This window comes from Bradyrhizobium sp. GW821-FHT13H06, from assembly GCF_058803975.1.
This window is the reverse complement of the sequence record NZ_JBXAPN010000003.1, coordinates 45,319-70,301: the sequence shown is the minus strand read 5'-3', so window position 1 is coordinate 70,301 and position 24,983 is coordinate 45,319. Positions and strand designations below refer to the sequence as shown.

Genomic DNA, 24,983 nt, shown 5'->3' with positions numbered 1-24,983 from the left:
CGCATCGCTATGCGCTGCACCGCGCCCGGGACACGGGATCGCGCGAAGTCGACTCTACTCCATCACCGCATGCTCCGGCCCGGCCGCCTGCTTGCGCAGCGTGGCCTTGGTCGAGCCGATCAGGAAAGCGAGCGGGATGGTGCAGAGGATGAAGACCATCACCAGCTGGTAGTCGTGCGCGAAGGCAATGATCTGCGCCTGCACGCTGACCATCCTGTCGGCCATGGCGCGGCCGACGTCGGTGGACAGATTGATCATGCCGCTGACGCTGGGCATCTGCAGCGCGTGGTTGAACGGATTGACGTGCTCGGAGAGGATCGCATAGGTCCGCCGCGTGCCCTGCGTCAGCTCGGCGATGACGACGGAAATGCCGACCGAGCTCGCGACGTTGCGCAAGAGGGTCAGCATCGCAGTGCCGTCGGTGCGCAGCTCGTTCGACAGCGTCAGGAACGCCACGGTCGAGAGCGGCACGAAGACGAGGCCGAAGCCGAAGCCCTGGATGACGCTGACGGTGACGATCTCCGGCACCTGGGTCAGGTCGGTCCAGCCGGTCATCTGGAACAGCGAGCCCGCGGTCAGCGTCAGGCCGGAGATGATCAGCGTGCGCGCCTCGAAATAACGCATCATGCGGCCGACCAGCATCATCGCGAAGAAGGTGCCGATGCCGCGGCTCGCCAGCAGCAGGCCGGCGGTGATGATGGGATAGCCGATCACGTTCTGCATGTAGGGCGAGGCCAGCGCCATGGTCGAGAACAGCACGAGTCCCATCACGATCATGAACACGCAGCCGGTGACGAAGTTGCGATCCCGAAACAGCGCGAAGCGGATGAACGGGGTCGAAGTCGTGAACGAGTGCGCGAGGAAGAAATAGAAGGCGACGGCCGAGACGATGAACTCCGCCAGGATCTCGCCCGATTCGAGCCAGCCCAGTTGCTCGCCGCGGTCGAGCGCGAGCTGCAGCGAGCCGATCGCGATCGCCAGCGCGGCGAAACCGAACCAGTCGAATTTGAGGCTGAGGTCCTTCCTGGTCTCGTCCATGAAGAGGATCAGCCCGAGCACGGTGATCGCGCCGAACGGCAGATTGACGAAGAACACCCAATGCCAGGAATAGGTCTCGGTGAGCCAGGCGCCCAGGGACGGCCCCATGATCGGGCCCATCATCACGCCCATGCCCCAGATCGACATCGCCTTGGCGCGCTCCTGGAGCGTGTAATAATCGAGCATGACCGATTGTGACAGCGGCACCAGGGCCGCGCCGAACACGCCTTGCAGCAGGCGGAACAGCACCATCTGGTTGATGTCCTGCGCGAGGCCGCACAGCACCGAGGCCATGGTGAAGCCGGCCGAGCAGATGATGAAGATGCGCTTGCGGCCGAAACGGTTGGCGATCCAGCCCACCGGCGCCGTCATGATTGCGGCGGCGACGATGTAGGAGGTCAGCACCCAGTTGATCTGGTCCTGCGATGCCGACAGCGTGCCCTGCATGTATGGCAGGGCGACGTTGGCGATGGTGGTGTCCAGCGCCTGCATGACGGTCGCGGTCATCGCGCAGATCGTCACCATGTTCCGGCGCAGGCCGGGGACCATCAGGCTGGCATTGGCGTCGGACATCGGATCAGGCCTTGTCGCAGTCTCTTAGTCTTGGTCGTTGTCGTGGTCTTTGTCCTGGCCCGCGGTCGCCGACAGGCCGAACAGGCTGGCCAGCGAGCGCTTGTGGCCGGTGTCGATGGTGGCATAGACGCTCATGCCGGCTTTCAGCTTCCGCACATATTTGTCGGTTTCGTCGAAATAGATCCGGATCGGCACGCGCTGCACCACCTTGACGAAGTTGCCGGTGGCGTTCTGCGGCGGCAGGATCGCGAATTGCGCGCCGGTGCCCGGCGAGAGCGAGCCGATCTTGCCCTTGAAGACGTGGTTCGGGAACGCGTCGACCTCGAGCGTCACGGGTTGTCCTTCGGTGACGTAGGTGAGGTCGCTCTCCTTCGGGTTGGCGTCGACCCAGGGATGGGCGACGTCGATGATGGTGAATACCGGCGTGCCGGCGGCGACGTAGCGGCCGAGCTGGATCTGCTCGACCTGCGTCGCCACGCCACCCATCGAGGCGCGCACCACGGCGTGGTCGAGATTGCGTTCGGCATTGTCGAGCTTGGCCTTGGCCTCCGCATAGGCCGGGAATTTTTCCAGCGGCAGGTCGGGATCGCCGAGTAGCTGGGTCTTCGCCGTCGAGAGCTGCTGCCTGACATATTGCGCGATGGACCCGGACGTGACCAGCGCGTTCGCTGCGTTGTCGAGGTCGAGCTGCGAGCCGTAATTGTTCTTCACCAGCGCCTGCTTGCGCTCGACGTCGCGCTGCTTCAGGTCGACGCCCTGCTGGGCGAGGTTGAGCATGTCGCCGTAGATCTTGATGTTGGCGCGGAGATTGTCATAAGTCGTCTGCGCCTGCGTCAGCTGTGCTCTGGCCTCGTCCACCGCGAGGCGGAACGGCACGGGGTCGATCTCGAACAGCACGTCGCCCTGCTTGACGAGCTGGCCCTCCTTCACGACCACCTTCTGGATCTTGCCGGAGATGTCCGGCGTCACCAGCACCTTCTGCGCGCCGACATAGGCGTCGTCAGTGCCGACATAGCGTCCGCCATTGAGATAGAGCGTGAGGCCGCCGATGGCGACGACGACCGGCAGCACGACCAGCAGCAGGAAACGGCGATAGCGGCGCAGGCCCGCCACCAGGCGGCGGCGCGGATCGGCGCCGGCCTTCTTCGTCGGCTTGCCGTCCTCGCTCTTCTGCTCGGGCTGGAACTTGAGAACCTGATCAGCCATAGCGCTGCTCCTTACGCGCTTGTTCCGCGCCGCTGGCCTGGATCGCGGTCCGCACGTTTTCCTTGATGGCTTCGAGCTGGGTGAGGAGACGGTGGGCCTCCGCCGGATTGATGCCGTCGAGCGCGTTGGCGGTGATCTCGGACCTGAGCCCGGTCATCCGGCCGAGCAGCTGCCGGCCGGCCTTCTTCAAATAGAGGCGCTTGACGCGGCGGTCCGAGGCGTCATTGCGCCGTTCGAGCCAGTCGTTGTCGCAGAGCTTGTCGATCATGCGCGTCAGCGTGATCGGCTGCACCTCGAGCAGTTCGGCGAGCTCCGACTGCTTCATGCCCTCGCTGCGTTCCACCTTCGCCAGCACGGCCCATTGCGCGCGGGTGATGCCGAACCGCGAGGCCTCCTTGTCGGCATAGACGCGCAGCAGGCGGTAGAGCTCTGCGAGCGTGAACAGGAAGTTCTGGTCGACAGACCCACGGGTCATGAGCTTGGTCTCCAATAAGCAGGACATATCATAAGCAAGCTTATGATTATTTCATGGCGGATTAGCGGGTGGCTGTCCCGCAGCGCGGGCATGGCTGGCAGCCGTTTGCAGTGTCGTGCTTTGGGTTCCCGGGCCGAAATGCTAAAAGGTCGGCCGCATGACCCTCGCAAACCCGGTATTTCCCGCGCCCGATCACGATCACCGCCGCTGCACCGCGGATGCGCTCGCGCATGCCGAGGCGGTGTGCGAGCAGCGCGCGCAGAAATTCACGCCAATTCGCCGTCAGGTGCTGGGCGCGCTGCTCTCCAGCCATCGCCCGCTCGGCGCCTATGAGGTGATCGACGAGCTCGCCAAGTCGATGGCGCGGCCGGCCCCGATCACGGTCTATCGCGCCCTCGATTTCCTGATGGCCAACGGCCTCGTGCATCGCATCGAGAGCCGCAATGCCTATCTCGCCTGCGCCGCCCATGATCACGATGCGACATCGGCTGTGGCGTTCCTGATCTGCGAGCGCTGTGGCCTCGTCGGCGAGATCCCGTCGGCGTCCTTTGCCGGGGATCTCAACGCGGCCGCGCGCGCCTCGGGCTTCGCTCCCAAATTGTCCGTGGTGGAGATCACGGGCGTCTGCACCCATTGTCAGAAGACTGCATAGACCAACAACGGCGCAAAGCCGGTATTCGGGAAGAAATGTCCTCAGCTCAAATCGTGCCCTCCGCCGCACGCCCCCTCAGTGCCGGCGCCATTGCCCTGATGCTCATGCTGTGCCTGACCTGGGGGTTCAACCAGATCGCGGTGAAGCTGGTGCTGCCGGACATTCCGCCGATGCTCCAGGCCACCATCCGCTCGATGGGCGCGCTGCCGGTGCTGTTCATCATCGGCACCCTGCGTGGCGTCAATTTCTTCGAACGCGACCGCACCTGGAAACCCGGCCTGATCGCAGGGCTGATGTTCGGCATCGAGTTCGTGCTGATCTTCCAGGGCTTGCGCTTCACGTCTGCTTCGCGTGCCGTGGTGTTCCTCTACACAGCGCCGTTCTTCGTCGCGCTCGGCTCCTATCAAGTGCTTGGCGAGCGTCTTGGCGGCTCGCAATGGCTGGGATTGGCCATCAGCTTTGCCGGCGTCGCCCTCGCGATCGGCGTGCCGCAGCCCAATGTCGATTCGCATGTCCTGCTCGGCGATCTCATGATCGTCGGTGGCGCCGCGCTGTGGGCCGCGACGACGCTGGTCGCCAAGGGCACGCGGCTGCGCTTCGCCGCGCCCGAGAAGGCGCTGGGCTATCAGGTCGCCACCTCGATCCCGATCCTGGGGATGGCGGCCTGGCTGTTTGGCGAATCGATCACGCACATGCCGGCGCCGCTATCGCTCGGCTTGATGGCGTTCCAGGCCATCTGGGTGGTGGGAACCACGTTCACGCTTTGGTTCGCGCTGGTGAAGGCCTATTCGGCCAGCAAATTGTCGGCTTTTACCTTCATCACCCCTTTGTTTGGCGTGGTCGGTAGCTATTTCATCATGCACGACACCTTGAGCCTGACGTTCGGGGCCGCCGCGGTCCTTGTAATTGCTGGGCTTTTTCTGGTTAACCGTCCGAGCCAAGCGGCTGCGGCGCCGCGTGATGCATTGCTGAACGTCACCAAAACCTGATATTTGGACCCCATGAACAAGCTCGAAAATCCCCTCGATTCCGACGTCGCGGGCCCGGCGCCCCGGCACCGGACCACCCAGGTCAAGGTCGGCAACGTCGCCGTTGGCGGCGGTGCGCCGATCGTCGTGCAGTCGATGACCAACACCGACACCGCCGACATCGACGGTACCATCGCCCAGGTCGCAGCGCTCGCGCGCGCCGGCTCCGAAATGGTCCGCATCACCGTGGACCGTGAGGAGGCCGCTGCCGCCGTTCCGCACATCCGTGACGGCCTCGCCAAGCGCGGCATCACGACGCCCCTGATCGGCGACTTCCATTATATCGGCCACAAGCTGCTCGCGGCCTATCCGGCCTGCGCCGAGGCGCTGGCGAAATACCGCATCAATCCCGGCAATGTCGGTTTCAAGGATAAGCGCGACACCCAGTTCGCCGACATCATCGAGATCGCGAACAAGAACAACAAGCCGGTCCGCATCGGTGCCAATTGGGGCTCGCTCGACCAGGAGCTTTTGACCAAGCTGATGGACGAGAATGCCGCGTCGGCCAATCCGCGCGACGTGCGCGCGGTGACGCGCGAGGCCATGGTGCAGTCCGCACTGCTCTCGGCCGCGCGCGCCGAAGAGCTTGGCATGCCCAAGGACCGCATCATCCTCTCCGCCAAGGTCTCGGCGGTGCAGGATCTCATCGCGGTCTACCAGGATCTCGCCTCGCGCTCCGACTACGCCATCCATCTCGGCCTGACCGAGGCCGGCATGGGCTCGAAGGGCATCGTGGCGTCCTCGGCCGCGCTCGGCATTCTGCTGCAGCAGGGCATCGGCGACACCATCCGCATCTCGCTGACGCCGGAGCCCGGCGGCGACCGTACCCGCGAGGTGCAGGTCGGCCAGGAGCTCTTGCAGACCATGGGCTTCCGCACCTTCGTGCCGCTGGTTGCGGCCTGCCCCGGCTGCGGCCGCACCACCTCGACCACATTCCAGGAACTGGCGCGCTCGATCCAGGATTTCATCCGCGACGAGATGCCGACCTGGAAGACGAAGTACCCTGGTGTCGAGGAGCTCAACGTCGCGGTGATGGGCTGCATCGTCAACGGCCCCGGCGAGTCCAAGCATGCCAATATCGGCATCTCCTTGCCGGGCACCGGCGAAGCCCCGGCCGCGCCTGTCTTCGTCGACGGCAAGAAGTTCCGCACGCTGCGCGGGCCGACCATCTCTGCCGACTTCAAGGCGCTGGTGATCGACTACATCGACCAGCGCTACGGCCAGGGCACCAAGGTGCCGGCGCCCGCGGCGGAGTGATTTCGCTCCGCTAGCGCCCCATGCTCCGCTGTCGTTCCGCCTTCGCCGGAACGACGGTTGTGTTTGCAGTGCAGATTGCACATCCATCACTGCACGCTACCATGCTCCCAATCAACAACGATCGGGAGACACGCCATGAGCTCACTCGCCGGCAAGCAGGGTCCGCGCTATCGCCACACGGCTGAAGACGGCGCACCATACGAGACGCTTCAGGTCGAAAAGCTCACCCCCATCATCGGCGCGGAAATCTCGGGCGTCGATATCGGCGCGCTCGTCGAGGGCGACACCCGCTCCAACCGGCAGATGGACGAGATTCACCGCGCGCTTGCCGAAAACCTCGTCATCTTCTTCCGCGACCAGCACATCACGCCTCAGCAGCATCTCGCCTTCGGACGCAAGTTCGGCGAGCTGCATTTTCATCCCGCCGCGCCGCACGAGGATGAAGACCCCGCCTTGATGAAAATCTACGCCGACAAGAATTCGTCGCGCGCCAATGGCGAGGGTTGGCATTCCGACGTGTCCTGCGATCTCGAGCCGCCGATGGGCTCGATCCTTTACATCAGGCAATGCCCGCCACGCGGCGGCGACACGCTGTTCGCCAACATGTACGCGGTCTACGAGGCGCTGTCGGACCGCATGAAGGCCTATCTCGACGGGCTCACCGCGCTGCACGACGGCGAGCCCATCTATCGCGGGCTCTACGCCAATTACGGTGTCGCCGATCGTCCGTCCTATCCGCATGCCGAGCATCCTGTGGTGCGCACGCATCCGGTCACGGGCAGGAAGGCGCTCTACGTCAACCGCGGCTTCACCCGCCACATCAACGGCATCCCGCGCGACGAGAGCGATGCGATGCTGGCTTATCTCTACCAGCTCGCCGAGAACCCGCTGTTCCAGTGCCGCTTCCGCTGGACCGAGAACGCCATCGCCTTCTGGGACAACCGCTGCACCCAGCACCGCGCGATGTGGGACTACTGGCCGCACACGCGCTCGGGCACGCGCGTGACGGTGAAGGGAGAGCGGCCGGTTTGATCCGCTGCGTCCGGGACACGAGATCATCCTCGCGTTGACGTTCTCCCGCTCTCGCGCCAATCTTCCCGAAAACAAATCAGGGGGATTTCCATGCTCCGCGCAGAGGACAATAAATTCCTGACCGAGTCCGGCCCAGGGGGCCGGCATGGGTGAATTGTTGCGCCGCTTCTGGATGCCTGTCCTGCTCTCGAAAGAGCTCCCCGAGCAGGGCAAGCCGCCGCCGCAAGCTGCGCATCAGGACCGCTATGCGCGTGCTCCGGTGCCTGCATGAAGGACTTGCCAGCCGTGATGTTGGAACGCTTCGGCGACGTTGCCGGCTTCGCCGGCCATTCCAGGATCTTAGCAACGGAGTAGCGCTTGAGGCGGTCGCGGAGCATCATCGTCGGGCTGGTCGCGTCGATCTTGCTGTCGCCGCTGGCGACTGTTGCGAGCAGCGAGGCCGTCGCCGCGCGAAGGACTGCAAGCCCCAAGGCCAAGTCGAAGTTGTCGGCAAGGTGCGAGATGCCGAACTTTCGGATCGTCGTAGACGTCGGGCACACCCCGGACTCCTACGGCGCGTTGAGCGCGCGCAATGATCCAGAGTTCGGCTTCAACTTCCGCCTCGCCAGGCTGATCACGGCGAAGCTCAGGTCTGAAGGCTTCGCCGAAACCCGCCTGCTCGTCACGGACGGCAAGGCGCGGCCGAGCCTGTTCAAGCGCGTCGGCGCTGCGAACGAAGGCCGGGCCGATCTGTTCCTGTCGGTCCATCACGATTCGGTGCCGGACAAGCTGCTCGAGACCTGGGAGTTCGACGGCGCAAAAAGCTATTTCAGCGACCGTTTTTCGGGGCACTCGCTGTTCGTGTCGCAGCAGAATCCGTACTTCGCCACCAGCCTGATGCTGGCCCGGATGATCGGCAGGCAGTTGAAGGAGCAGGGCCTGCGCTATGCCAGCCAGTACACCCTGCCGGTGATGGGCCGCTACCGGCGCCAGCTGCTCGACAGGGACGTCGGCGTCTATCGCTATGACGGGCTCATCGTGCTGTCGCGGACGAGGAGCGCCGCCGTGCTGCTCGAGGCCGGCTCGATCATCAATCGCGACGAAGAAATGGAGCTGAACTCGGCGGAGCGGCACGAAGCGGTCGCGGGCGCCGTGGCGGTTGCAATGAGGGAGTTTTGCGAGAGGCGGTAGCGAGTTCGGCTATTTCGCGTTGGCCATTGCGAGCGCAGCCAAGCAATCCAGGCTCTTCGCGGAAGGACTCTCGATTGCTTCGCTGCGCTCGTAATGACGAAAAGCTACAGCGGCATTCTCCGATACTCCCGGTTTGCCAGACTTGCCTCCTCCAGATCCAAATCACGTTCGATTCGCCGCCGCGTTTCGTCGGTGATCTGGCCCTCGCGCAGGAGGTTGTGGATGAATTTTCTTTCGGCGGCGATCAGCTCGCGGGTAAGCGCGGTACCGGCGGCGGAGACGTCGTGGTGGTTGGGATCGAGCGAGTCCGGGAGCTGGTTGACGCGGATATCGTGTCGTGCGCGCATCAGCCGCATCACTTCTTCGGATACTTCCTTCTGCGCGGTCAGTACGTCGAGCGATTTCAGCGCGGCATCGAGCGCCTGGCGCCGGGCAGCGATCTCGGCCTCGTGCTCGGCGGCATGCTCGTGGCGGCCGGCCTCGGCGACGCCGAGCCAGCGCACGACCGGCGGCAGCGTGAGGCCGACCCCGATCAGCGTGACGAAGATGACACCGAAGGCGACGAACAGGATCAGGTCGCGATACGGAAACGCCTCGCCATCAGGCAGCGTGAACGGCAGCGCCAGCGCGGCCGCCAGCGACACGGCGCCACGCACGCCGGTGAAGGCGAGCACGAACGGCCATTGCCATGGCGGCGACGGGTCGCGCTTGCGCAGCGACTTGCTGAGCATCCGCGGCAGGTAGGTCGCGGGGTAGAGCCAGGCGAAGCGCGCGATCACGACGATGACCAGGACCACTGCCGTCGCGATGAGAATGTCGTCGAGCGGGAAGGACTTCGACTTCTCGTAGAGCGCGCGCATCTGGAAGCCGGTGAGCAGGAACAGCATGCCCTCGATCAGATAGATCACCAGATCCCAGAAGAAGATGCCTTGCAGGCGCGTTGCCGACGAGATCAGCAGCGGCCCGTTCCAGCTCACGTAGAGGCCGCAGGCGACGGTCGCGATCACGCCGGAGCCGCCGACATGTTCGGGCAGCCAGTAGGAGACGTAGGGTGTGATCAGCGACAATGTCAGCTCGACCTGCGGGTCCCCCGACCATTTGCGGAAGCGTAGGGAGAGCCAGCCGACGCCGATGCCGAAGGCGATCTCGCTGGCGACGATCAGGAGGAACTCGCCGGCCGCGAGCGGCAGCGAGAAATGTCCGACCATGATCGCGGCGAGCGCAAAGCGGTAGAGGATCAGCGCAGTGGCGTCATTGGCCAGCCCTTCACCCTCGAGGATGACCAGGAGCCGGCGCGGCATGTTGAGCCGGCGCGCGATCGCGAGCGGCGCCACCACGTCGGGCGGCGCAACGATGGCTCCCAGCAGGAAGGCGACGGTCCAGGGCAGGCCGATCATGTAGTGCGTGGCCGCCGCCACCATCGCCGCGGTGAAGATCACCGCGCCGACCGCGAGCAGCACGATCGGGCGTAAATTGTTCCTGAACTCGCGCCAGCTCATGGCGACGCTCGCCGAGTAGATCAGCGGCGGCAGGACCATCAAGAGAACCAGTTCCGGCGGCAGCTCGACCGGCGGCATGCCTGGCACGAAGGCCAGGCCGACGCCGGCCAGCATCAGCAGAATGGCCGGGGCGACGTTGAAGCGGCGCGCGGCCAGCGCCACGCCCGCCAGCACGGCAAGCAGGATGAGAAAAGTCTGAAATTTCGCTTCCATGATGGCCTGTCTTGACCCGGAAGCGCGCGCGAGGTCAATGCGGCAATGCTCACGTCAGCTGGCCGGCGACCATCCGTCCAATCTGCGCAAATAAAGTCGCGATCTGCGCCGCATTCGGCGTGCCGCCCTGGGTATAGGCCGCGATCAGGATCGGCGCATCTGGCTTCGGCCAGACGACCGCGATATCGCCCGACGCATCCTTGCCGTTATTGCCTGTCTTGTCGCCGATCTTCCAGCTTGCCGGCAGGCCACCACGCAGCCGGTTCGCACCGGTCTTGCAATTCACCATCCAGTCGGTGAGCTGGAGGCGCGATTGCGCCGACAAGGCCTCGCCCAGCACCAGCCGCCGCAGATTGCCCGCCATCGCCGCGGGTGTCGTGGTGTCGCGGGGATCGCCGGGCCGTGAGCGGTTGAGCTCTGGCTCGTTGTGGTCGAGCCGCGAGGTGGTATCTCCGAGCGATCGCCAGAATGCAGTCAGCGCGGCGGGCCCGCCGATCCGCGCCAGCAGCAGATTGGCGCAGGTGTTGTCGCTGAGCTCGACGATCGCCTTGCACATCTCGCCGACCGACATCTTGCCGGCCGCGAGATTTTGCCTGGCGACCGGTGCGTAATCAAGCAGGTCGGCCTTGCCGTAAGGGATCATGGCCGCAAGCTGCTCCTCGCCGCGATCGACCCGCGCCAGCACGCAGGCCGCAAGCGAGGCCTTGAATGTCGAGCACATGACGAAGCGCTCGTCGGCGCGCCAGGCGAGTGTCTTGCCGGTCGCAAGATTCTCCGCATAGAGCCCGATGCGCCCGCCACTGCCGCGCTCATAGGCTTCGAGTTCGGCCGGCGCCTCCGCGGCGAGCGCGGGAGAAGCGGCGATCCAGCACAGGGAGGCGAGCAGGGAGCGGCGATCGATAAGCATGAAAGACCTTTGGCGTGGGTCAGACGGGTAGGGATGTAGCGGACGCTTTATCCGCACAGTCATTGCGAGCGGAGCGAAGCAATCCAGTCGGCCTCCCCGGCGAGATTCTGGATTGCTTCGCTTCGCTCGCAATGACGAATGGAGAACGAGTGCGACAGATTTCGGGCAGCGGAAGATCGGGAGGGCTCACTCCCTCAGGTCGTACCTGTACGATTTCGACACGATCTGCCAGCCGTCGGCGAGCTTCATCGCCACCAGATAGTCGGTGAAATAGCGCGGTGGCAGCTGGCAGCGCACCTTGATGAAGGCGGTCTTGTCGTCGGACCGGTCGATGGTGACGACGAAATCCTCGCGCGGCTTGCCCTCGGCTTTGGCCGAGGCGCGCTTGCGGACGCGATCGAGCCAGTCGGGTACGGTCAGAACCTGGAGTTCGCCCTTCTCGACCCAGCGCAGATCGGCGGAGGGATGGAAGATGGCGCCGAGCTTTTCGGCGTCGCCCTCATAGAGCCCGTCAAAATAGGATTGCACGACGGCTTCGACGCTCGACCGGTCCTGGTTCATTGGTCATTCCTCTGCATGATGGCGCGGGGCGAACTTAGTCGTATAAGTCAAAATGCGCTATGGGTCTGTGAGCCGTTTGCGCGAAGGCAATCGTCATGACCGGATCAGACAATTCGAACGCTCGTATCCTCGCCGGCGAATGCTATTGCCGCGCTGTGCGCTTTGAAGTGGCGGATGCGTTCTCCTATGCGATGAACTGCCACTGCTCGAACTGCCGTCGCACCACCGGAGCCGCCTTCAAGCCGTTCGCCGGCATCGCGCAAGACAAGCTCCGCATCGTCCGGGGAGAGGACCAGCGGATGATTTTCGGCGACGATACCACCCATGATGCGCATTGTGCCCGCTGCGGCTCGCTGCTCTATTCCAGGGTGCGTGAAGGACAATGGGTTCATGTCGCCATGGGCACCCTGGTCGACGCGCCCTCGATCCGGCCCAGCGCCCATATTTTCGTCGGCTCGAAGGCGCCCTGGCACGAGATTACGGACAATCTGCCGCAATATCGGGGGCACATCGGGGTTGTCTGAGGGAGCCCGGACCGCGCCTCCGTCGGCGAACCGCGCCCGCGAAGCGCGACGACGAGCGTCCCGCACGGCAGCGTCGTCAGTCTGGCGGGGCGGCGGGCGGCTATGGTGCCGCTGCCGGCATTGCTGCTGCTGGCGACGGCCGCGCGACGAGTGGCGGGCAGGTCTACTGCAACAACACCGGTTGTCGTCCGGTCCATCGCGGTTGCCGTCTCGAATATCGCGGCGGCGGCGGCCCCGGCAACGACCCCAACGCCGAGGTGTGTTACTGACCGCTACTTTCTGGATCGTCCCGGCGAGGGCCGGGACGACGGACTATTTCGAGATTGCGCTCGCCGCGATGTTCACCGTCAGCGCCAGCAACGCCGTGTTGTAGATAAAGGACACGATGCCGTGCGCCGTCGCGGTGCGGCGAATGGTCTTGTCGGTGATGCCGACGTCGGAGACCTGCGCAGTCATGCCGATCACGAAGGAGAAATAGACGAAATCCCAATAGTCGGCATGGTCTTCCTTGTCGCCGCTCGGAAACTGAAGGCCACCTGCCGTACCGTCGCGATAATAATCATGCGCGTAGTGCAGCGCGAAGGTCGTGTGCACCGCAGCCCATGACAGCACGATGGTGATGATCGCGATCGTCAGATCCAGGCCGCCGCGCTGCGGCGTGCCCAGCTCGGAGACGATTGCCGCGATGCTGGCGAAGGCACCGGTGGCGGTGACGAGCAGGATCACGAACCGGCCGTCGTCCTGCATCGCAGCGGCGCGACGGATGTGCTGGTGGTCGTTGCAGAGCATCATCGCATAGACCAGCACGAGATAGACCGCGATCAGCGCGTCCCATCCGAACAGGAGCCGCGTCACCAGCCGGGGCGTGCCCGGCACAAGCAGGCAGACGAGGATGCCGACAACGAGCGCAATGAACGTCCGCGGCCGTGCATAGAGCAGCCGCATCGGCCGCGACATCTGGCGGAAGCGGACAAGAGCGGGATCCTCTTTGCCGCGGGCCGCCATCGGCGCGCGTCAGTTCTTCCGCTCGGCGACGAATCGCGCGGCGGCCTGCAGCACGACGGCGCGGTCGCCGAAGATCGACACTGCGTTGTCCGCGCGCGCGAGCAAGTCGCGTACGCGCTGCTTGGCGCCTTCGATGCCGAGCTGGGTGACGAAGGTGGTCTTGCCGAGCGCTGCGTCCTGGCCGGAAGGCTTGCCGAGCGCGGCCGCATCGCCTTCGACATCGAGCAGATCGTCGGCGATCTGGAAGGCTTCGCCGAGCGCGCGTCCGTAATCGTCGAGCGCCTGATATTCCTTTTGCGAGGCCTGGCCGAGGATCGCGCCGGCGATGCAGCCGTAGCGCAGCAGCGCGCCGGTCTTCATCTGCTGAATGCGGGCGACATCGATCGGCTCGTTGCCGCCGAAGCGGCCTTCGCCGGCGAGATCGAGGATCTGGCCGCCGACCATGCCGCCGATGCCGGCGCAGCGCGCCAAAGCGCGCGTCAGCAGCAGCCGCACATTGGCGTCGCGATGGATCTCGTCGCGGGTGATGATGTCGAAGGCGAGCGTCAGCAGGCCGTCGCCGGCCAGGATCGCGGTCGCGTCATCGGTCTTCTTGTGCAGGGTGGGGCGGCCGCGGCGCAGGTCCGAATTGTCCATCGCCGGCAGGTCGTCATGGATGAGCGAATAGCAGTGGATGCATTCGAGCGCCGCGCCGGCGAGCAGGGCCGCCTCGCGCGGGACGCCGAACACGGCGGCGCTTTCGACCACCAGGAACGGCCGCAGACGCTTGCCGCCATTCAGGCTCGAATAGCGCATTGCGTCCATCAGTCGCTTGGGCCGGGCGATCTCGTCGTGCAGGATGTCGTCCGACAATAGCCGCTCGAGCAGGGCCTCGGTGTCATCAGCGGTCTTGTCCAGACGTTTGGCGAAATCGGACGGGGACGTGCCGGTCATCAAGAAGGGCTCCAGAACTAAAATTCGGCCGGACAATCCTTTATGCGCCCGCGCCAGTCAATCGTTTGGAAGGGCTAAAAAGTGCTGGAAAAGGCCCGAATTATCACAGACTTAATGGCTCAGCCGTGGGCCTCGTTTCATTTTGCGCCGGAAAGGTCGACTTGCGCATCGTCAAAATCCTTCTCCTGGCGCTCGTGGTCGCGGCTCTCGCGCCCTATGTGATCGCGCCGTTCTACCGCACCGGCCATCCGGTTTCGACGCTGATGGCCTGGCGTTCGCTCCGGGGCGCGCCGATGCAGCGGACGTGGATCGATCTGGCTGACATGTCGCCCTATCTGCCGCGCGCCGTGGTGGCGGCCGAGGATGCCCATTTCTGCAAGCATCACGGCATCGATTGGGGCGCGTTGCGCGAGGCGATCGACGACGCGCAGGAGGATGGCACGCCGTTCCGGGGCGCCTCCACGATCACCCAGCAGGTGGCGAAAAACCTGTTCCTCTGGCAGGGACGGGATTTCGTTCGCAAAGCGCTGGAATTCCCGCTGGCACTCTGGATCGATCTCGTCCTGCCCAAGCCGCGGATCCTGGAGATTTACCTCAACATCGCCGAGTTTGGTCCGCAGGGCCAGTTTGGCGTCGAGGCGGGCAGCGCCTATGCCTTTGGCAAATCGGCCGCCAGCCTCTCCCCGCGGGAGGCAGCCCTTCTGGCCTCGATCCTGCCGAATCCGGTCAAACGCAGCGCCAGGACCCCCGGGCCCGGCGTCCGGCGGCTGGCGGCAACCTATATGGCGCGGGGGCAGGCGAGCTCGCTTGCGACCTGCTGGCGCGAAAATCGCTGATTTTTGGCCCATTCCGGGCGCATTTTCCGGCCCAAGAGCCTAGCTTTACGGCCAGCCTTCCTCTATAAGCGCGGCCTTGATCGGCATTCAGCTCGCCTCGTATTGCGGGTGCTGAGCCGTCCCTCCGCGGACGATGCCCTGATGACACCAATCCCTAGAGGATATTGAAATGGCCGTTCCGAGAAGAAAAACCTCGCCGTCGCGCCGTGGCATGCGCCGCTCGGCTGACGCCATCAAGAAGCCGACCTATGTGGAAGACAAGGATTCCGGCGAGCTCCGTCGTCCGCACCATCTCGACCTCAAGACCGGCATGTACAAGGGCCGTCAGGTCCTGAAGAAGAAAGAGTCCTGAAGGCAGGACCTTTCCTCAGGCGGGATGATTGAACCCGCGTGATTTCGGCCACCCCATGAGCTAGACGGTGACGGCGGCGGAGCAAATGCTTCGCCGCTGCATTGTTCTGTCCGGATATCTTGATCGAGAAGGCATCTCGCCGATGGTCGGTTTCCCGCTGCTTCTGATTCCGCTCGCGGTCTACAACATCATCGCCTTCCTGATGCCCAGCGTGTCCTTCTCGGACGTGCTGTTCAATGTGCCGATGATCACGGGCGAGAGCTGGCCGGTCACGCTCGCCGATCTGCTGCTCGCGCTCGGCGTGGTGCTGCTGCTGCTCGAGGTGGTCAAGGGCGCGCGGCCGGGCTCGAAATTCCTGATGGATCATTTGCTGTCGCTGATCGTCTTCGGGGCGGCCGCAGCCGAATTCGTGATGTGGCCCAAATTTGGCAATTCCACCTTTTTCCTGCTGGTGCTGCTGGCGATGGCCGACTTCCTTGCCGGCATTGCCCAGCGCACGCGTCGCCGCGTCACCTATGTCGCCGAGACGACGGTGCCGGCGCCACGCAAGGCCAAGCGCAGGGGTGAAGCGCCGGCGGATGACGCGGAGGCCGCCTCCAGGTTCGAGCCGGTGATTGCGCCACAGCCGGCGCCGGTGGCGCCGCCCGCACCCTCGGCGCAATCCGTCGCCGAATCCGTGCTGATGGATCATCCTGCGCCAAAGCCGGTGCAGGGCTCACCCTCGCCGGAAATTTCCTCGCCCCATCTTCAGCCGGGCAACGGCTCGCCGTCGTCCCCTGACGCGCCGCCACGCTGACCGAGCGCGTCGACCTCTTCCGCAGACGGGGAGAGGCGCAGCGCAGGTGAGGCGAAAATTGCCCCATCAGCCGGCTTACGCCACCTGCCGCGTCCGCGCGCTGACGCTTCCCAATGGACGCTTGCTGCCATAGGCCGTCCTCGCGTCTTCGGAAGAGGCCCGTCGGAGCCGGCTGGTCTGGGACAGATGTTCGGCGTTGGCGATGAGCTGGGTGACGAAGCTCGGATCGGGGCGGGGCAGCGGTGCCTTGTGGACCCACTGCAACGTCGGCATCAGCGGCACCAGGGCTGTGCCTGCGCCGTTCTCAGCCGCGTCCGATCGATCGGTACTCAACATCGCAATCACCGTTGATCCGGCGAGATTGTCGCGTTTCGGGACGCAGGCGCCGGTGCGAGTCCTGTACTCGCAAGGCCTATGCCGCCCGGGCCGGTTTGGTTCCCCACGTCCCGGAAACGTGGTTTCCAAATTGTTTATCAACTTTGCCTAGGGTCGGGGGCGAATCTGGCTCTATCCTGTGCCGGATCAGGACTTCTCCACTGTCCCAGAACGAGGCGATTTTGACTCCCGCATTGCCGCAAGCCTCCGACATCCTCGCCGCGCTCGGCCAGGCCGTGTTCGCCTGGGACATCGCCAGCGATGCCATCGTCTGGGGTGAGCAGGTCGCCAGCATCTTTCCCGGCATCCCGGCCGAGCAGCTCGCGACTGGCGCCGAATTCGCCAAGCTGATCGAGCCCGCGCAAACGCTGCGGACCGCAGCCCTGGCGCAGACCTCCGCCGTGCACGGCGCCGGCGGTACGCCTTACCGGGCCGAGTACGGCGTGCGCATGAGCGCCTCCGATCCGGTGATCTGGGTCGAGGAGACCGGCCGCTGGTTCGCGGGCCCCGATGGTCGCCCCACACGTGCGATCGGCTCCGTCCGCATCAACAATGAGCGCCACGCCCGCGACGAGGAACTGGCCAAGCTGGCCCGGCTCGATCCCCTGACCGGCGAGCTCAACCGTTCCCATCTGCTGGCGGCACTGGCCGAGGCGATCGAGGAGACGGCCCGCTTTCGCTCGACCGCGGCCTTCATGCTGGTCGGCATCGATCATCTCGCCCGCGTCAACGACGCCTTCGGCTTCGACGTCGCCGACGCCGTGATCCTGGATGTCGCCAGGCGCATTCGTTCGCGCCTGCGCGGCGGCGACGTGCTCGGGCGCTTCTCCGGCAACAAGTTCGGCCTGATCCTGAAGAACTGTACCGTCGACGACATGAACGTCGCCGCCGAGCGCTTCCTCACCGGCATCCGCGACGAGGTGGTGCCGACGAAATCCGGCCCGGTCTCGGTCACCGCCTCGATCGGCGCGGTCAGCCTGCCGCGCTACGCCCGCAACACCGATGAAGCGGTCAACCGCGCCCATGAAACGCTGGATGCCGCCAAGCGCCGCCGCGCCGGCTCGTTCGCCGCGTGGCGCCCGGATGCCGCGCGCGACGCGCAGCGCCGGGTCAACATCCGCGTCACCGACGAGATCGTCACCGCGCTGAACGAACGCCGTATCAAGCTTGCCTATGAGCCGGTGGTCTCGGCCAGCTCGCGCGAACGCGCCTTCCACGAGTGCCTGGTGCGGATGGACCAGGGTGATGGCCAGGTGCTGCTCGCGCCCGATATCGTGCCGGTCGCCGAGCGGCTCGGCCTGATCCGCCTGGTGGACCACCGCGTGCTCGAGCTCGTGGTCGCCGAGCTCGCCGCTGCGCCCAACATCTGCCTCAGCCTCAACATCTCGCCTGATACGACGATGGATCCGGACTGGTGGGCCGGGATCGAGTCGCTGATGCTGGCGCATCCCGGTGTTGCCGAGCGCCTGATCGTCGAGATCACGGAGACGGTCGCGATCCAGGACATCGACGACGTCCGCGGCTTCGTCACGCGGCTGAAGAATTTCGGCAGCCGCATCGCCATCGACGATTTCGGCGCCGGCTACACCTCGTTCCGAAACCTGCGCAAGCTCGGCGTCGACATCGTGAAGATCGACGGCGCCTTCGTGCAGAACGTCACCCGCTCGGCCGACGACCGCGCCTTCGTGCAGACCCTGATCGACCTCGCCCGCCGCCTCGACATCAAGACGGTCGCCGAATGGGTGCAGGACGAGGAAGCCGCAGGTATGCTGCGTGAGTGGGGCTGCGACTACATCCAGGGCCGCCTGATCGGGCTCGCCTCAGCCGAGCGTCCCTGGGGTACGCCCCCGGACAGCGCACTGCCTGCTGCGAGCTGAGCCGCCGTAGGGTGGGCAAAGGCGCACTTGCGCCGTGCCCACCATCTCTTGAAGCGTCGACGACAGACGTGGGCACGCTTCCGCCTTCGCTCTTCGAGCTACGGCGGACAAGTCGCTTTGGTTTGCCCACCCTAGGAAGCCAAGGCTTCCTCACGCCCCCTCATCCAGCGCCACCAGCTCGCGCTTCTTGCGCAGAGACGGCAGCAGCGGCGCGATCAGCAGCACGAGCGCCAGCGTCAGGCACACCCCCGAGATCGGCCGCTGCACGAAGGTCCAGAGATCGCCCTGCGACAGGATCAGCGACTTGCGCAAGTTGTTCTCCATCATCGGCCCCAGCACGAAGGCGAGCACCAGCGGCGCCGGCTCATAGCCGAGTTTGCGCATGAAATAGCCGATGATCCCGAACGCGATCATCACATGGACGTCGAACACGTTGTTGCTCGAGCAATAGACGCCGAGGATCGTGAACAGGATGATCAGGGGAAACAGGATATTGTAGGGCAGCTTGAGCAGCTGCACCCACATGCCGATCATCGGCAGGTTCAGGATCAGCAGCATGACGTTGCCGATATACATGCTGGCGACGATGCCCCAGAACAGGCCTGGATTCTGCGTGATCAGCAGTGGCCCCGGCTGCAGGCCGTGAATGACGAAGGCGCCGAGCAGCAGCGCCATCACGACATTCGGCGGGATGCCGAGCGTCATCAGCGGAATGAAGGCCCCGCCCGCCGCGGCATTGTTCGCCGATTCCGGTCCCGCGACGCCTTCGATCGCGCCATGCCCGAAACGCTCGGGCGTCTTCGACAGCCGCTTCTCCAGCGCGTAGGAGGCGAATGACGCCACCACCGCGCCGCCGCCCGGCAGGATGCCGAGGAAGAAGCCGAGGATCGTGCCGCGGCCGACCGGACCTGCGCTCGCCTTCCAGTCCTCTTTGCTGGGCAGGAGATGAGTGATCTTGGTGTTGATGATGTCGCGCTTGATGGCCTGCTCAGTGTTGAGCAGCACCTCGGCGACGCCGAACAGGCCCATCACGACGGGCACGAGGCCGATGCCGTCGATCAATTCCATGCGGCCGAAGGTCAGCCGCGGCTGCGCGGTGATGCTGTCGAGCCCGACCAGCCCGAGCACGACACCGATGCACGCCATCAGCAATGCCTTCGGCATCGATCCCTGGGTGAGGAAAGTGAGCACGACGAGGCCGAGCACCATCAGGCTGAAATACTCGGCCGGGCCGAAGGCGATGGCAATGCTGGCAAGCTTCGGCGCCACCAGCATCAGGGCGATCAGCGCAAACGTGCCCGCGGCGAAGGAGCCGAAAGCGGAGATGCCGAGGGCAGGGCCCGCACGGCCCTGCTTCGCCATCTGGTGGCCGTCGATGCAGGTGACGACGGAGGCTGCCTCGCCGGGGATGTTGACCAGGATCGAGGTGGTCGAGCCGCCATACATCGAGCCGTAATAGATGCCGGCCATCATGATGATGCCGGATTCCGGGGTCCCCGACAGCGTCACAGGCAGCAGCAGCGACATGGCCGAGATCGGCCCGATGCCCGGCAGCACGCCGACCAGCGTGCCGATGAAGACGCCGATGAAGCAGTAGAGCAGGTTGATCGGCAGCAGCGCGACGCCGAATCCATGGGCCACATTGACAAGCGTATCCATGCGATCAACCGATCCCGAACAGGCCTGAGGGCAACTGGATCAACAGCAGCCGCTTGAGCACCCACCACATGCCTGATGGCACCAGCACGGCGATCGGGACCGCCAACGTCCAGCGCACCGGATCGATCAGCCGCAACAGCAGCAGCATCAGCGGGATCGACGACAACAGGAATCCGAGCGGCTCCAGCGCGAACGAGAATGCGGTGAGGCAGGCGATGACGAGAAGCGGCTTGCTCCAGCGCACATTCTCCCAGCGCGAGGCCAGCGTCGGACCGCCCTCGGTGACCGCCGAGACGATGATGGCGCCTGCGAACACGCACATCAGGATGCCCGTATAGAACAGCACGTAGCCGGAGCCGGGATCGTTGATGGTGCCGAGCCTGAGCTTCAAGCCCGACCAGATCACGAAGCCGCCAAGCGCAAGCCCGATCACCCCGCCCCAGAGCTCGGAATTGCTGAGGCGGAGCTTGACGTTGGTTTGGTCGTTCATCGCTTCCCTATCGTGCCCCGGACGCAGCGTAGCGCCATGAGTGCGTTCATGCACGTCTTCGACGCGCTATGGCGGTGCGCTGCAGAGCCGGGGCCCATGAGTGTGGATGAAAGGTAGGTCCCGGCTCTGCCGTGCATCGCTGAAGAAGCGCTGCACCGCGTCCGGGACATGAAAGCGGCTCAGTCTACTTCTTCGCAAGCCCGAGCGTCTCGATCACCTTGCGCTCGGACTCCGTGACCTCGACGACGAACTTCTTGTAGTCCTCGGTGTTCTTGTAGTTCGGAACCATGTCGTATTTGGCAAGCGTCGCCACGACTGCCGGGTCTTCGACCGCCTTCTTGAAGGCATCGTGCAGCTTGGCGACGATCTTGGGATCCATGCCCTTCGGGCCGGCGATGCCGAACGGGGAATCATAGACCATGGGGTAGCCGAGCTCCTTCAGCGTCGGCACATCCGGGTAGTTCGGCGAGCGCGCGCCGGTCCAGACCATCAACAGTCGAAGCTTGCCCGCATCGACCAGCGGCCGCCATCCCGTGGAATCAGCCTGGAGCATGGTGTGCTGTCCCAGCACGGCTGCGTTGGTCTCTGCGCCGCCCTTGAAAGGGACCTGCGTCAGCTTGATGCCGGACATCGCGGCGATCTGCTCCATGCCGATATGCAGCGAGGTGCCGGCGCCCGGCGTGGCGTAGGTCACCTTGCCCGGGTTCGCCTTTGCGAACTCCACCACGTCCTTCCAGCTCTTGAACTGCGACTCCGCACTGGTCGTGACGCCGAAAGTATAGCCGGTGAGATGGACGATGTAGCTGAAGTCCTTCGCCGGATCCCACGATACCTCCTGCATCAGAGGCAGGCGGAACACCGTGATCGGGATCTGCGAGATGGTATAGCCATCAGGCTTCGCGGCCGCCGCCATGGTCGCCGGTCCCACCGTGCCGCCGCCGCCGGCCTTGTTGTCGATCACGATCGGCTGACCCAGGATCTTCGAGGCGCAGTCGGCGATCGCTCGCATCGAGATATCGGTCGATCCGCCGGCCGGCCACGGCACGATCAACGTGATCGGCTTGCTCGGATAGTCCTGCGCACCGGCGGCAGTGGGGAACAATGCGCCCATGACAGCGTACGCCGCGGCAAATGCGATCGTCTTCAGCCCGTATCCCGACATCGAAACGCCTCCCTCGCAGCGGCCCCTTTGGGCCGTCGCCTCTTGTTCTTGTGAGACGATTGTTCCTGAAATCGCGGGAGAAGAAAAGCGCATTGCGCGGACCGCACGCGGCGATCGGTTGGGCCATGCCGGCAGAGCCGGCACATGCGACAATTCGTCGTTCGGCTGCGTGCCGAGAGGCGGAATTTGAGGGGGGGGGGGAAGAAGCCGTTAGGCCACGCGCCGGACCATGTTCAGCCTCTCGATGGTGCGGCCGACCTCCGATGCGAGACACGGCTTGCCGAAATAATAGCCCTGCACGGCAGTGCAGCCGCATTCGCGAACGAAATCGAGCTGCTCCTCGGTCTCCACCCCCTCCGCCGTGGTCTCGACGCCGAGCACGGAGCCGAGGCTTGCGATCGTTCGGACGATGGCAACGCTCTCCGGGCTTTCGCCGAGCGTGCCGACGAAGGAGCGGTCGATCTTGATGCGGTCGAAGGGAAACTTGCGCAAATAGCTCAGCGAGGAATAGCCGACGCCGAAATCGTCGAGGCTGACGCGCACCCCTAACGTGCGGAGCTGGTGCAGGATCTCGATCGTCGCCTCGCTGTCATCGAGCAGCGCCGTCTCCGTGACCTCGAGCTCGAGCCGCTGCGGCGGCAGGCCTGCCTCTGCAAGTGCGCTCGTGACCATCGCCACCAGCCCGCGCGCGCGGAACTGCACCGGCGACAGGTTCACCGCGACGGTGACATCGGGCCAGGACGCGGCGGCCGCGCAGGCCGTGCGCAGCACCCATTCGCCGATCGGTACGATCAGCCCGTTCTCCTCTGCAATCGGAATGAACTCGGCCGGAGAGACCAAGCCGCGCGAGGGATGTTTCCAGCGCAGAAGTGCCTCGAAGCCGGTGAGCTCGCAGGAATCGAGCCGCATCTGCGGCTGGAACACCAGGTGGAATTCACGTCCTTCCAGCGCGCCAACCAGATCCTGCTCCAGCGCGTGCCGGCTGCGCGCCTCTTCCTCCATCTCGGGCTCGAACAGCTGATAGGCTCCGCGCCCCCTGGCCTTGGCCTGGTACAGCGCGAGATCGGCGCATTTCATCAGCTCGTCGGCATCGAGCCCATGGTCGGGTGCGATCGCGATGCCGACGGAGACGCCGACATGGATCGACTGGCTCTCCAGCGGCGGCGGATGACCGATGATGTCGACGAGGCGGCGGGCGAGCTCCTCGGCCGATTGCGGCTGCGGTCCGCGCTGGAGGATGGCGAACTCGTCGCCGCCGAGGCGGGCGACGGTATCGTGCTCGCCGACGTTCTCCTTCAGGCGTGCTGCGACCCAGCGCAGCAGGCGGTCGCCTGCGGCATGGCCGAGACGATCGTTGACGGTCTTGAAGTTGTCGAGGTCGAAGCACAGCACGGCCATGGCGCCGCCGGCGATCGCGACCTGGTTCAGTCCTTCGCCCATCTTCTCGCGAAACAGCGTGCGGTTGGGCAGGTCGGTGAGCGAATCGTGCTGCGCCATATGCGCCACCCGGGCCTGGGCCTTGTGACGCTCGGTGACGTCCTCGTAGGTGACGACCCAGCCGCCGTGCTCCATCCGCTTGTGATTGAGCTTGATGATGCGGCCGTCGCTCAAGTGCCGGTGCAACGTGTGCTCGCCCTCGCGCAACCTCTCGACATAGTCGGCATAGAGCTTGGCGCCGGTCATGTTCGGATGGATGCCGAGCTCGCAGCCGTACTCCATGATCTCTCGCATCGAGACGCCGGGCTTCACGATCTCCGGCGACAGCCCGTACATCTCGAGATAACGGCGGTTGCAGACGATCACGCGCAGGCTCGAATCGAGCATGCACAGGCCCTGGCTCATGTTGTTCAGTGCAGCGTCGAAGCGCCGATATTGCTCGCCCAGCTGCTCGACCGCGTGCTCGCGCTCAGTGATGTCCTCATAGGTGGCGACGAAGCCGCCCTCGGCGAGTGCGCAGTAGCGCACCGACACCACGGTGTCGTTCGCCATGCGCCGGCGCATTGGCGAGGAATCGCGCTTCGCAATGCTCGTGCAGGCGGCTTCGAGGAGCTGTTGCGGACTGTATTCGGATGAGAATGCGCCCTTCGCCATCGAACGCTCGATCAGCTCGGCGAGATGCGTGCCGGGCCTGGTCTCCTCCGGCGACAGCCGGTAGATCTTGCGGTAGGTGGTGTTGCAGACCCGCAGGCGCATGTCGCTGTCGTAGAAGGCGAGCCCGTGCGCCATGTTCTCCAGCGCCGCATCGAGGATGAAGTTCTGCTGCCTCAGCGTTTCCTCGTATTGCAGCCGCTCCGTGACGTCCTCGTGCACCGTCACCCAGCCGCCGTCGGGCAGGAAGCGGGAGACCGCCTGGACCATCCGTCCGTCGTAACGCATCACCAGCAGGGTTTTCGCCTTCCTGCGGCGCACATCTTCCAGCCGGCTTTCGTAAAATTCGTCGTTCGACATGCCCGGCAGGTTGCCGCGCGACATCCAGTGCTCGATCACCGCACAATGCGGGACGCCCGGCTTCACGATCTCGGGATCGAGATCGTAGAGCTTCAGGAACCGTTCGTTGCAGAGGACAACGCGGCTGTCGACGTCGTACATGATGAGGCCATGCGACATGTTCGCGAGCGCGTGCTGGCTCCGCTCGGTCTGCAGGCGCAATTCCGCTTCGAGCCGGGCGAGGCGGCTGACATCGTCGCAGATCGTCATCCAGCCGCCGCCGGGGAGCGGCTTCAGCTCGAGCGACATGACGAGGCCGTTTGCAAGCCGCTGCTCGGTCAGGAACGGCTTGCCCGCGGCGATCTGCGCGATCCGCGCCGAATACAACGCGTCGAGCTCGTCTTGCGGAAAGTTGCCGCGTCTCGCGCTGTGCTCGAGCACCTCACGGTAGCTCGTGCCGACCCGCACGATGTCGGCCGACATGTCGAACAGCGTGAGGTAGCGCTGGTTCACCAGCACGATCCGGTTGTCGGCGTCGTAGACGCAGACGCCCTGCTCCATGTGGTCGAGCGCAAGCTGGCTCAGGACGACCAGGGCGTCCGGGCCCTGCTCGCGGCGTGCACCAGGCTCGTTGTCGCGGGTCGACATCATGGGCTCGGCGGGACCTCGGCAGGCAATAGACTTGAAGCAACCTAATTCAGCGGCCGAGGGTAGCGAAGAGGCCGGAAAATTCCCTTAAGCGCGTTAGTTTACGGAGGGTGACCGGCGATGGTGAAGATGTATGTGCCGCGATCTGCACGGTGGAGCCCTACCTCAGGCACCGAACTTTCACCGTCATCCTGAGGTGCCGGAGCGAAAGCGGAGGCCTCGAAGGACGACGGCCCGGCTGCGTCCCGGCCGTTCACCCTTCGAGGCTCACCATGCTGCGCGCGGTGA

Annotated in this window: 24 protein-coding genes and 1 pseudogene; 12 read left to right on the top strand and 13 right to left on the bottom strand. The window is 64.9% G+C overall.

Features of this window, described 5'->3' with window-relative positions; all coding sequences use genetic code 11:
* Positions 1 to 54 precede the first annotated feature (54 nt).
* The 3 genes from AC1RQP_RS12765 to AC1RQP_RS12755 are packed head-to-tail and all read right to left on the bottom strand — an operon-like array spanning position 55 to position 3,292.
* Positions 55 to 1,611 (bottom strand): MDR family MFS transporter, encoded by a 1,557-nt coding sequence (locus AC1RQP_RS12765; RefSeq protein ID WP_239628218.1) that lies wholly within the window; start codon positions 1,609 to 1,611, stop codon positions 55 to 57.
* A 24-nt stretch (positions 1,612 to 1,635) separates the two neighbouring features.
* Complete coding sequence (locus AC1RQP_RS12760; protein ID WP_492937216.1) at positions 1,636 to 2,817, bottom strand: HlyD family secretion protein; 1,182 nt, start codon at positions 2,815 to 2,817, stop codon at positions 1,636 to 1,638.
* Positions 2,810 to 3,292, bottom strand: coding sequence for a MarR family winged helix-turn-helix transcriptional regulator (locus AC1RQP_RS12755; RefSeq protein WP_492937215.1), 483 nt, complete (start codon positions 3,290 to 3,292; stop codon positions 2,810 to 2,812). The genes AC1RQP_RS12760 and AC1RQP_RS12755 overlap by 8 nt, the downstream gene beginning before the upstream one ends.
* Positions 3,293 to 3,449: 157 nt before the next feature.
* Between AC1RQP_RS12755 and AC1RQP_RS12750 the strand changes: the two genes are divergently transcribed.
* The 6 genes from AC1RQP_RS12750 (at position 3,450) to AC1RQP_RS12725 (ending at position 8,431) form a co-directional block, all read left to right on the top strand.
* Complete coding sequence (locus AC1RQP_RS12750; RefSeq protein WP_028176819.1) at positions 3,450 to 3,944, top strand: Fur family transcriptional regulator; 495 nt, start codon at positions 3,450 to 3,452, stop codon at positions 3,942 to 3,944.
* 35 nt (positions 3,945 to 3,979) lie between these two features.
* Positions 3,980 to 4,933 carry a DMT family transporter gene (locus AC1RQP_RS12745; protein WP_492937214.1) on the top strand — a complete coding sequence of 318 codons (954 nt, stop codon included), beginning with the start codon at positions 3,980 to 3,982 and terminating at the stop codon, positions 4,931 to 4,933.
* A gap of 12 nt (positions 4,934 to 4,945) precedes the next feature.
* A complete protein-coding gene (gene ispG / locus AC1RQP_RS12740) occupies positions 4,946 to 6,229 on the top strand; it encodes a flavodoxin-dependent (E)-4-hydroxy-3-methylbut-2-enyl-diphosphate synthase (protein WP_239628212.1) in 1,284 nt (427 codons plus the stop codon).
* A gap of 135 nt (positions 6,230 to 6,364) precedes the next feature.
* On the top strand, positions 6,365 to 7,261 hold the full coding sequence (locus AC1RQP_RS12735; protein ID WP_492937213.1) for a TauD/TfdA dioxygenase family protein: 897 nt from the start codon (positions 6,365 to 6,367) through the stop codon (positions 7,259 to 7,261).
* 145 nt (positions 7,262 to 7,406) lie between these two features.
* Positions 7,407 to 7,532: a hypothetical protein gene (locus AC1RQP_RS12730; RefSeq protein ID WP_492937211.1), complete on the top strand. Its 126-nt coding sequence runs from the start codon at positions 7,407 to 7,409 to the stop codon at positions 7,530 to 7,532.
* An 86-nt stretch (positions 7,533 to 7,618) separates the two neighbouring features.
* Positions 7,619 to 8,431: an N-acetylmuramoyl-L-alanine amidase gene (locus tag AC1RQP_RS12725; protein WP_492937210.1), complete on the top strand. Its 813-nt coding sequence runs from the start codon at positions 7,619 to 7,621 to the stop codon at positions 8,429 to 8,431.
* A gap of 104 nt (positions 8,432 to 8,535) precedes the next feature.
* Here the strand turns inward: AC1RQP_RS12725 and AC1RQP_RS12720 are convergent, their stop codons facing one another.
* The 3 genes from AC1RQP_RS12720 to AC1RQP_RS12710 all read right to left on the bottom strand — a co-directional run bounded on the left by AC1RQP_RS12720 (position 8,536) and on the right by AC1RQP_RS12710 (position 11,611).
* Positions 8,536 to 10,143 (bottom strand): Na+/H+ antiporter, encoded by a 1,608-nt coding sequence (locus tag AC1RQP_RS12720; protein ID WP_239628206.1) that lies wholly within the window; start codon positions 10,141 to 10,143, stop codon positions 8,536 to 8,538.
* Positions 10,144 to 10,192: 49 nt separating this feature from the next.
* The gene (bla, locus tag AC1RQP_RS12715; protein WP_492937209.1) at positions 10,193 to 11,050 is read right to left on the bottom strand and encodes a class A beta-lactamase; all 858 of its coding nucleotides are present in this window, start codon (positions 11,048 to 11,050) and stop codon (positions 10,193 to 10,195) included.
* 186 nt (positions 11,051 to 11,236) lie between these two features.
* Positions 11,237 to 11,611 (bottom strand): nuclear transport factor 2 family protein, encoded by a 375-nt coding sequence (locus AC1RQP_RS12710; protein WP_061879813.1) that lies wholly within the window; start codon positions 11,609 to 11,611, stop codon positions 11,237 to 11,239.
* Positions 11,612 to 11,706: 95 nt separating this feature from the next.
* On the opposite strand from AC1RQP_RS12710, the gene AC1RQP_RS12705 reads away from it, so the two are divergent.
* Both AC1RQP_RS12705 and AC1RQP_RS12700 read left to right on the top strand, forming a co-directional pair.
* Positions 11,707 to 12,135: a GFA family protein gene (locus AC1RQP_RS12705; RefSeq protein WP_239628201.1), complete on the top strand. Its 429-nt coding sequence runs from the start codon at positions 11,707 to 11,709 to the stop codon at positions 12,133 to 12,135.
* A 26-nt stretch (positions 12,136 to 12,161) separates the two neighbouring features.
* Positions 12,162 to 12,404 (top strand): annotated as a pseudogene (locus AC1RQP_RS12700) (caspase family protein); the annotation flags it as partial.
* A gap of 43 nt (positions 12,405 to 12,447) precedes the next feature.
* Here the strand turns inward: AC1RQP_RS12700 and AC1RQP_RS12695 are convergent.
* Together AC1RQP_RS12695 and AC1RQP_RS12690 are read right to left on the bottom strand one after the other, a co-directional pair.
* On the bottom strand, positions 12,448 to 13,140 hold the full coding sequence (locus tag AC1RQP_RS12695) for a DUF1345 domain-containing protein (RefSeq protein WP_239628199.1): 693 nt from the start codon (positions 13,138 to 13,140) through the stop codon (positions 12,448 to 12,450).
* 9 nt (positions 13,141 to 13,149) lie between these two features.
* Entirely contained in the window at positions 13,150 to 14,073 is a 924-nt protein-coding gene (locus AC1RQP_RS12690) for a polyprenyl synthetase family protein (protein WP_492937208.1), read from the bottom strand.
* 161 nt (positions 14,074 to 14,234) lie between these two features.
* Here AC1RQP_RS12690 and mtgA point away from each other — a divergent pair, with 161 nt between their 5' ends.
* The 3 genes from mtgA to AC1RQP_RS12675 all read left to right on the top strand — a co-directional run bounded on the left by mtgA (position 14,235) and on the right by AC1RQP_RS12675 (position 16,057).
* The gene (mtgA, locus tag AC1RQP_RS12685; protein ID WP_194390446.1) at positions 14,235 to 14,909 is read left to right on the top strand and encodes a monofunctional biosynthetic peptidoglycan transglycosylase; all 675 of its coding nucleotides are present in this window, start codon (positions 14,235 to 14,237) and stop codon (positions 14,907 to 14,909) included.
* Positions 14,910 to 15,078: 169 nt separating this feature from the next.
* Positions 15,079 to 15,261 (top strand): 50S ribosomal protein L32, encoded by a 183-nt coding sequence (rpmF, locus tag AC1RQP_RS12680; RefSeq protein ID WP_007598106.1) that lies wholly within the window; start codon positions 15,079 to 15,081, stop codon positions 15,259 to 15,261.
* 142 nt (positions 15,262 to 15,403) lie between these two features.
* Positions 15,404 to 16,057 carry a hypothetical protein gene (locus AC1RQP_RS12675; protein WP_492937207.1) on the top strand — a complete coding sequence of 218 codons (654 nt, stop codon included), beginning with the start codon at positions 15,404 to 15,406 and terminating at the stop codon, positions 16,055 to 16,057.
* A 75-nt stretch (positions 16,058 to 16,132) separates the two neighbouring features.
* Here AC1RQP_RS12675 and AC1RQP_RS12670 read toward each other — a convergent pair whose 3' ends face one another.
* Positions 16,133 to 16,393, bottom strand: a complete 261-nt coding sequence (locus tag AC1RQP_RS12670; protein WP_194390444.1) for a hypothetical protein — start codon at positions 16,391 to 16,393, stop codon at positions 16,133 to 16,135.
* Between the two features lie 221 nt (positions 16,394 to 16,614).
* Here AC1RQP_RS12670 and AC1RQP_RS12665 point away from each other — a divergent pair, with 221 nt between their 5' ends.
* Positions 16,615 to 18,309: an EAL domain-containing protein gene (locus AC1RQP_RS12665; protein ID WP_492937206.1), complete on the top strand. Its 1,695-nt coding sequence runs from the start codon at positions 16,615 to 16,617 to the stop codon at positions 18,307 to 18,309.
* Positions 18,310 to 18,459: 150 nt separating this feature from the next.
* Here AC1RQP_RS12665 and AC1RQP_RS12660 read toward each other — a convergent pair whose 3' ends face one another.
* The 4 genes from AC1RQP_RS12660 to AC1RQP_RS12645 all read right to left on the bottom strand — a co-directional run bounded on the left by AC1RQP_RS12660 (position 18,460) and on the right by AC1RQP_RS12645 (position 24,695).
* Positions 18,460 to 19,968: a tripartite tricarboxylate transporter permease gene (locus tag AC1RQP_RS12660; RefSeq protein WP_239628188.1), complete on the bottom strand. Its 1,509-nt coding sequence runs from the start codon at positions 19,966 to 19,968 to the stop codon at positions 18,460 to 18,462.
* Positions 19,969 to 19,972: 4 nt separating this feature from the next.
* Positions 19,973 to 20,458, bottom strand: coding sequence for a tripartite tricarboxylate transporter TctB family protein (locus tag AC1RQP_RS12655; protein ID WP_492937205.1), 486 nt, complete (start codon positions 20,456 to 20,458; stop codon positions 19,973 to 19,975).
* A 184-nt stretch (positions 20,459 to 20,642) separates the two neighbouring features.
* Positions 20,643 to 21,620: a tripartite tricarboxylate transporter substrate binding protein gene (locus AC1RQP_RS12650; protein ID WP_492937204.1), complete on the bottom strand. Its 978-nt coding sequence runs from the start codon at positions 21,618 to 21,620 to the stop codon at positions 20,643 to 20,645.
* A gap of 210 nt (positions 21,621 to 21,830) precedes the next feature.
* Positions 21,831 to 24,695, bottom strand: a complete 2,865-nt coding sequence (locus tag AC1RQP_RS12645) for a PAS-domain containing protein (protein ID WP_492937203.1) — start codon at positions 24,693 to 24,695, stop codon at positions 21,831 to 21,833.
* Positions 24,696 to 24,983: the final 288 nt, after the last annotated feature.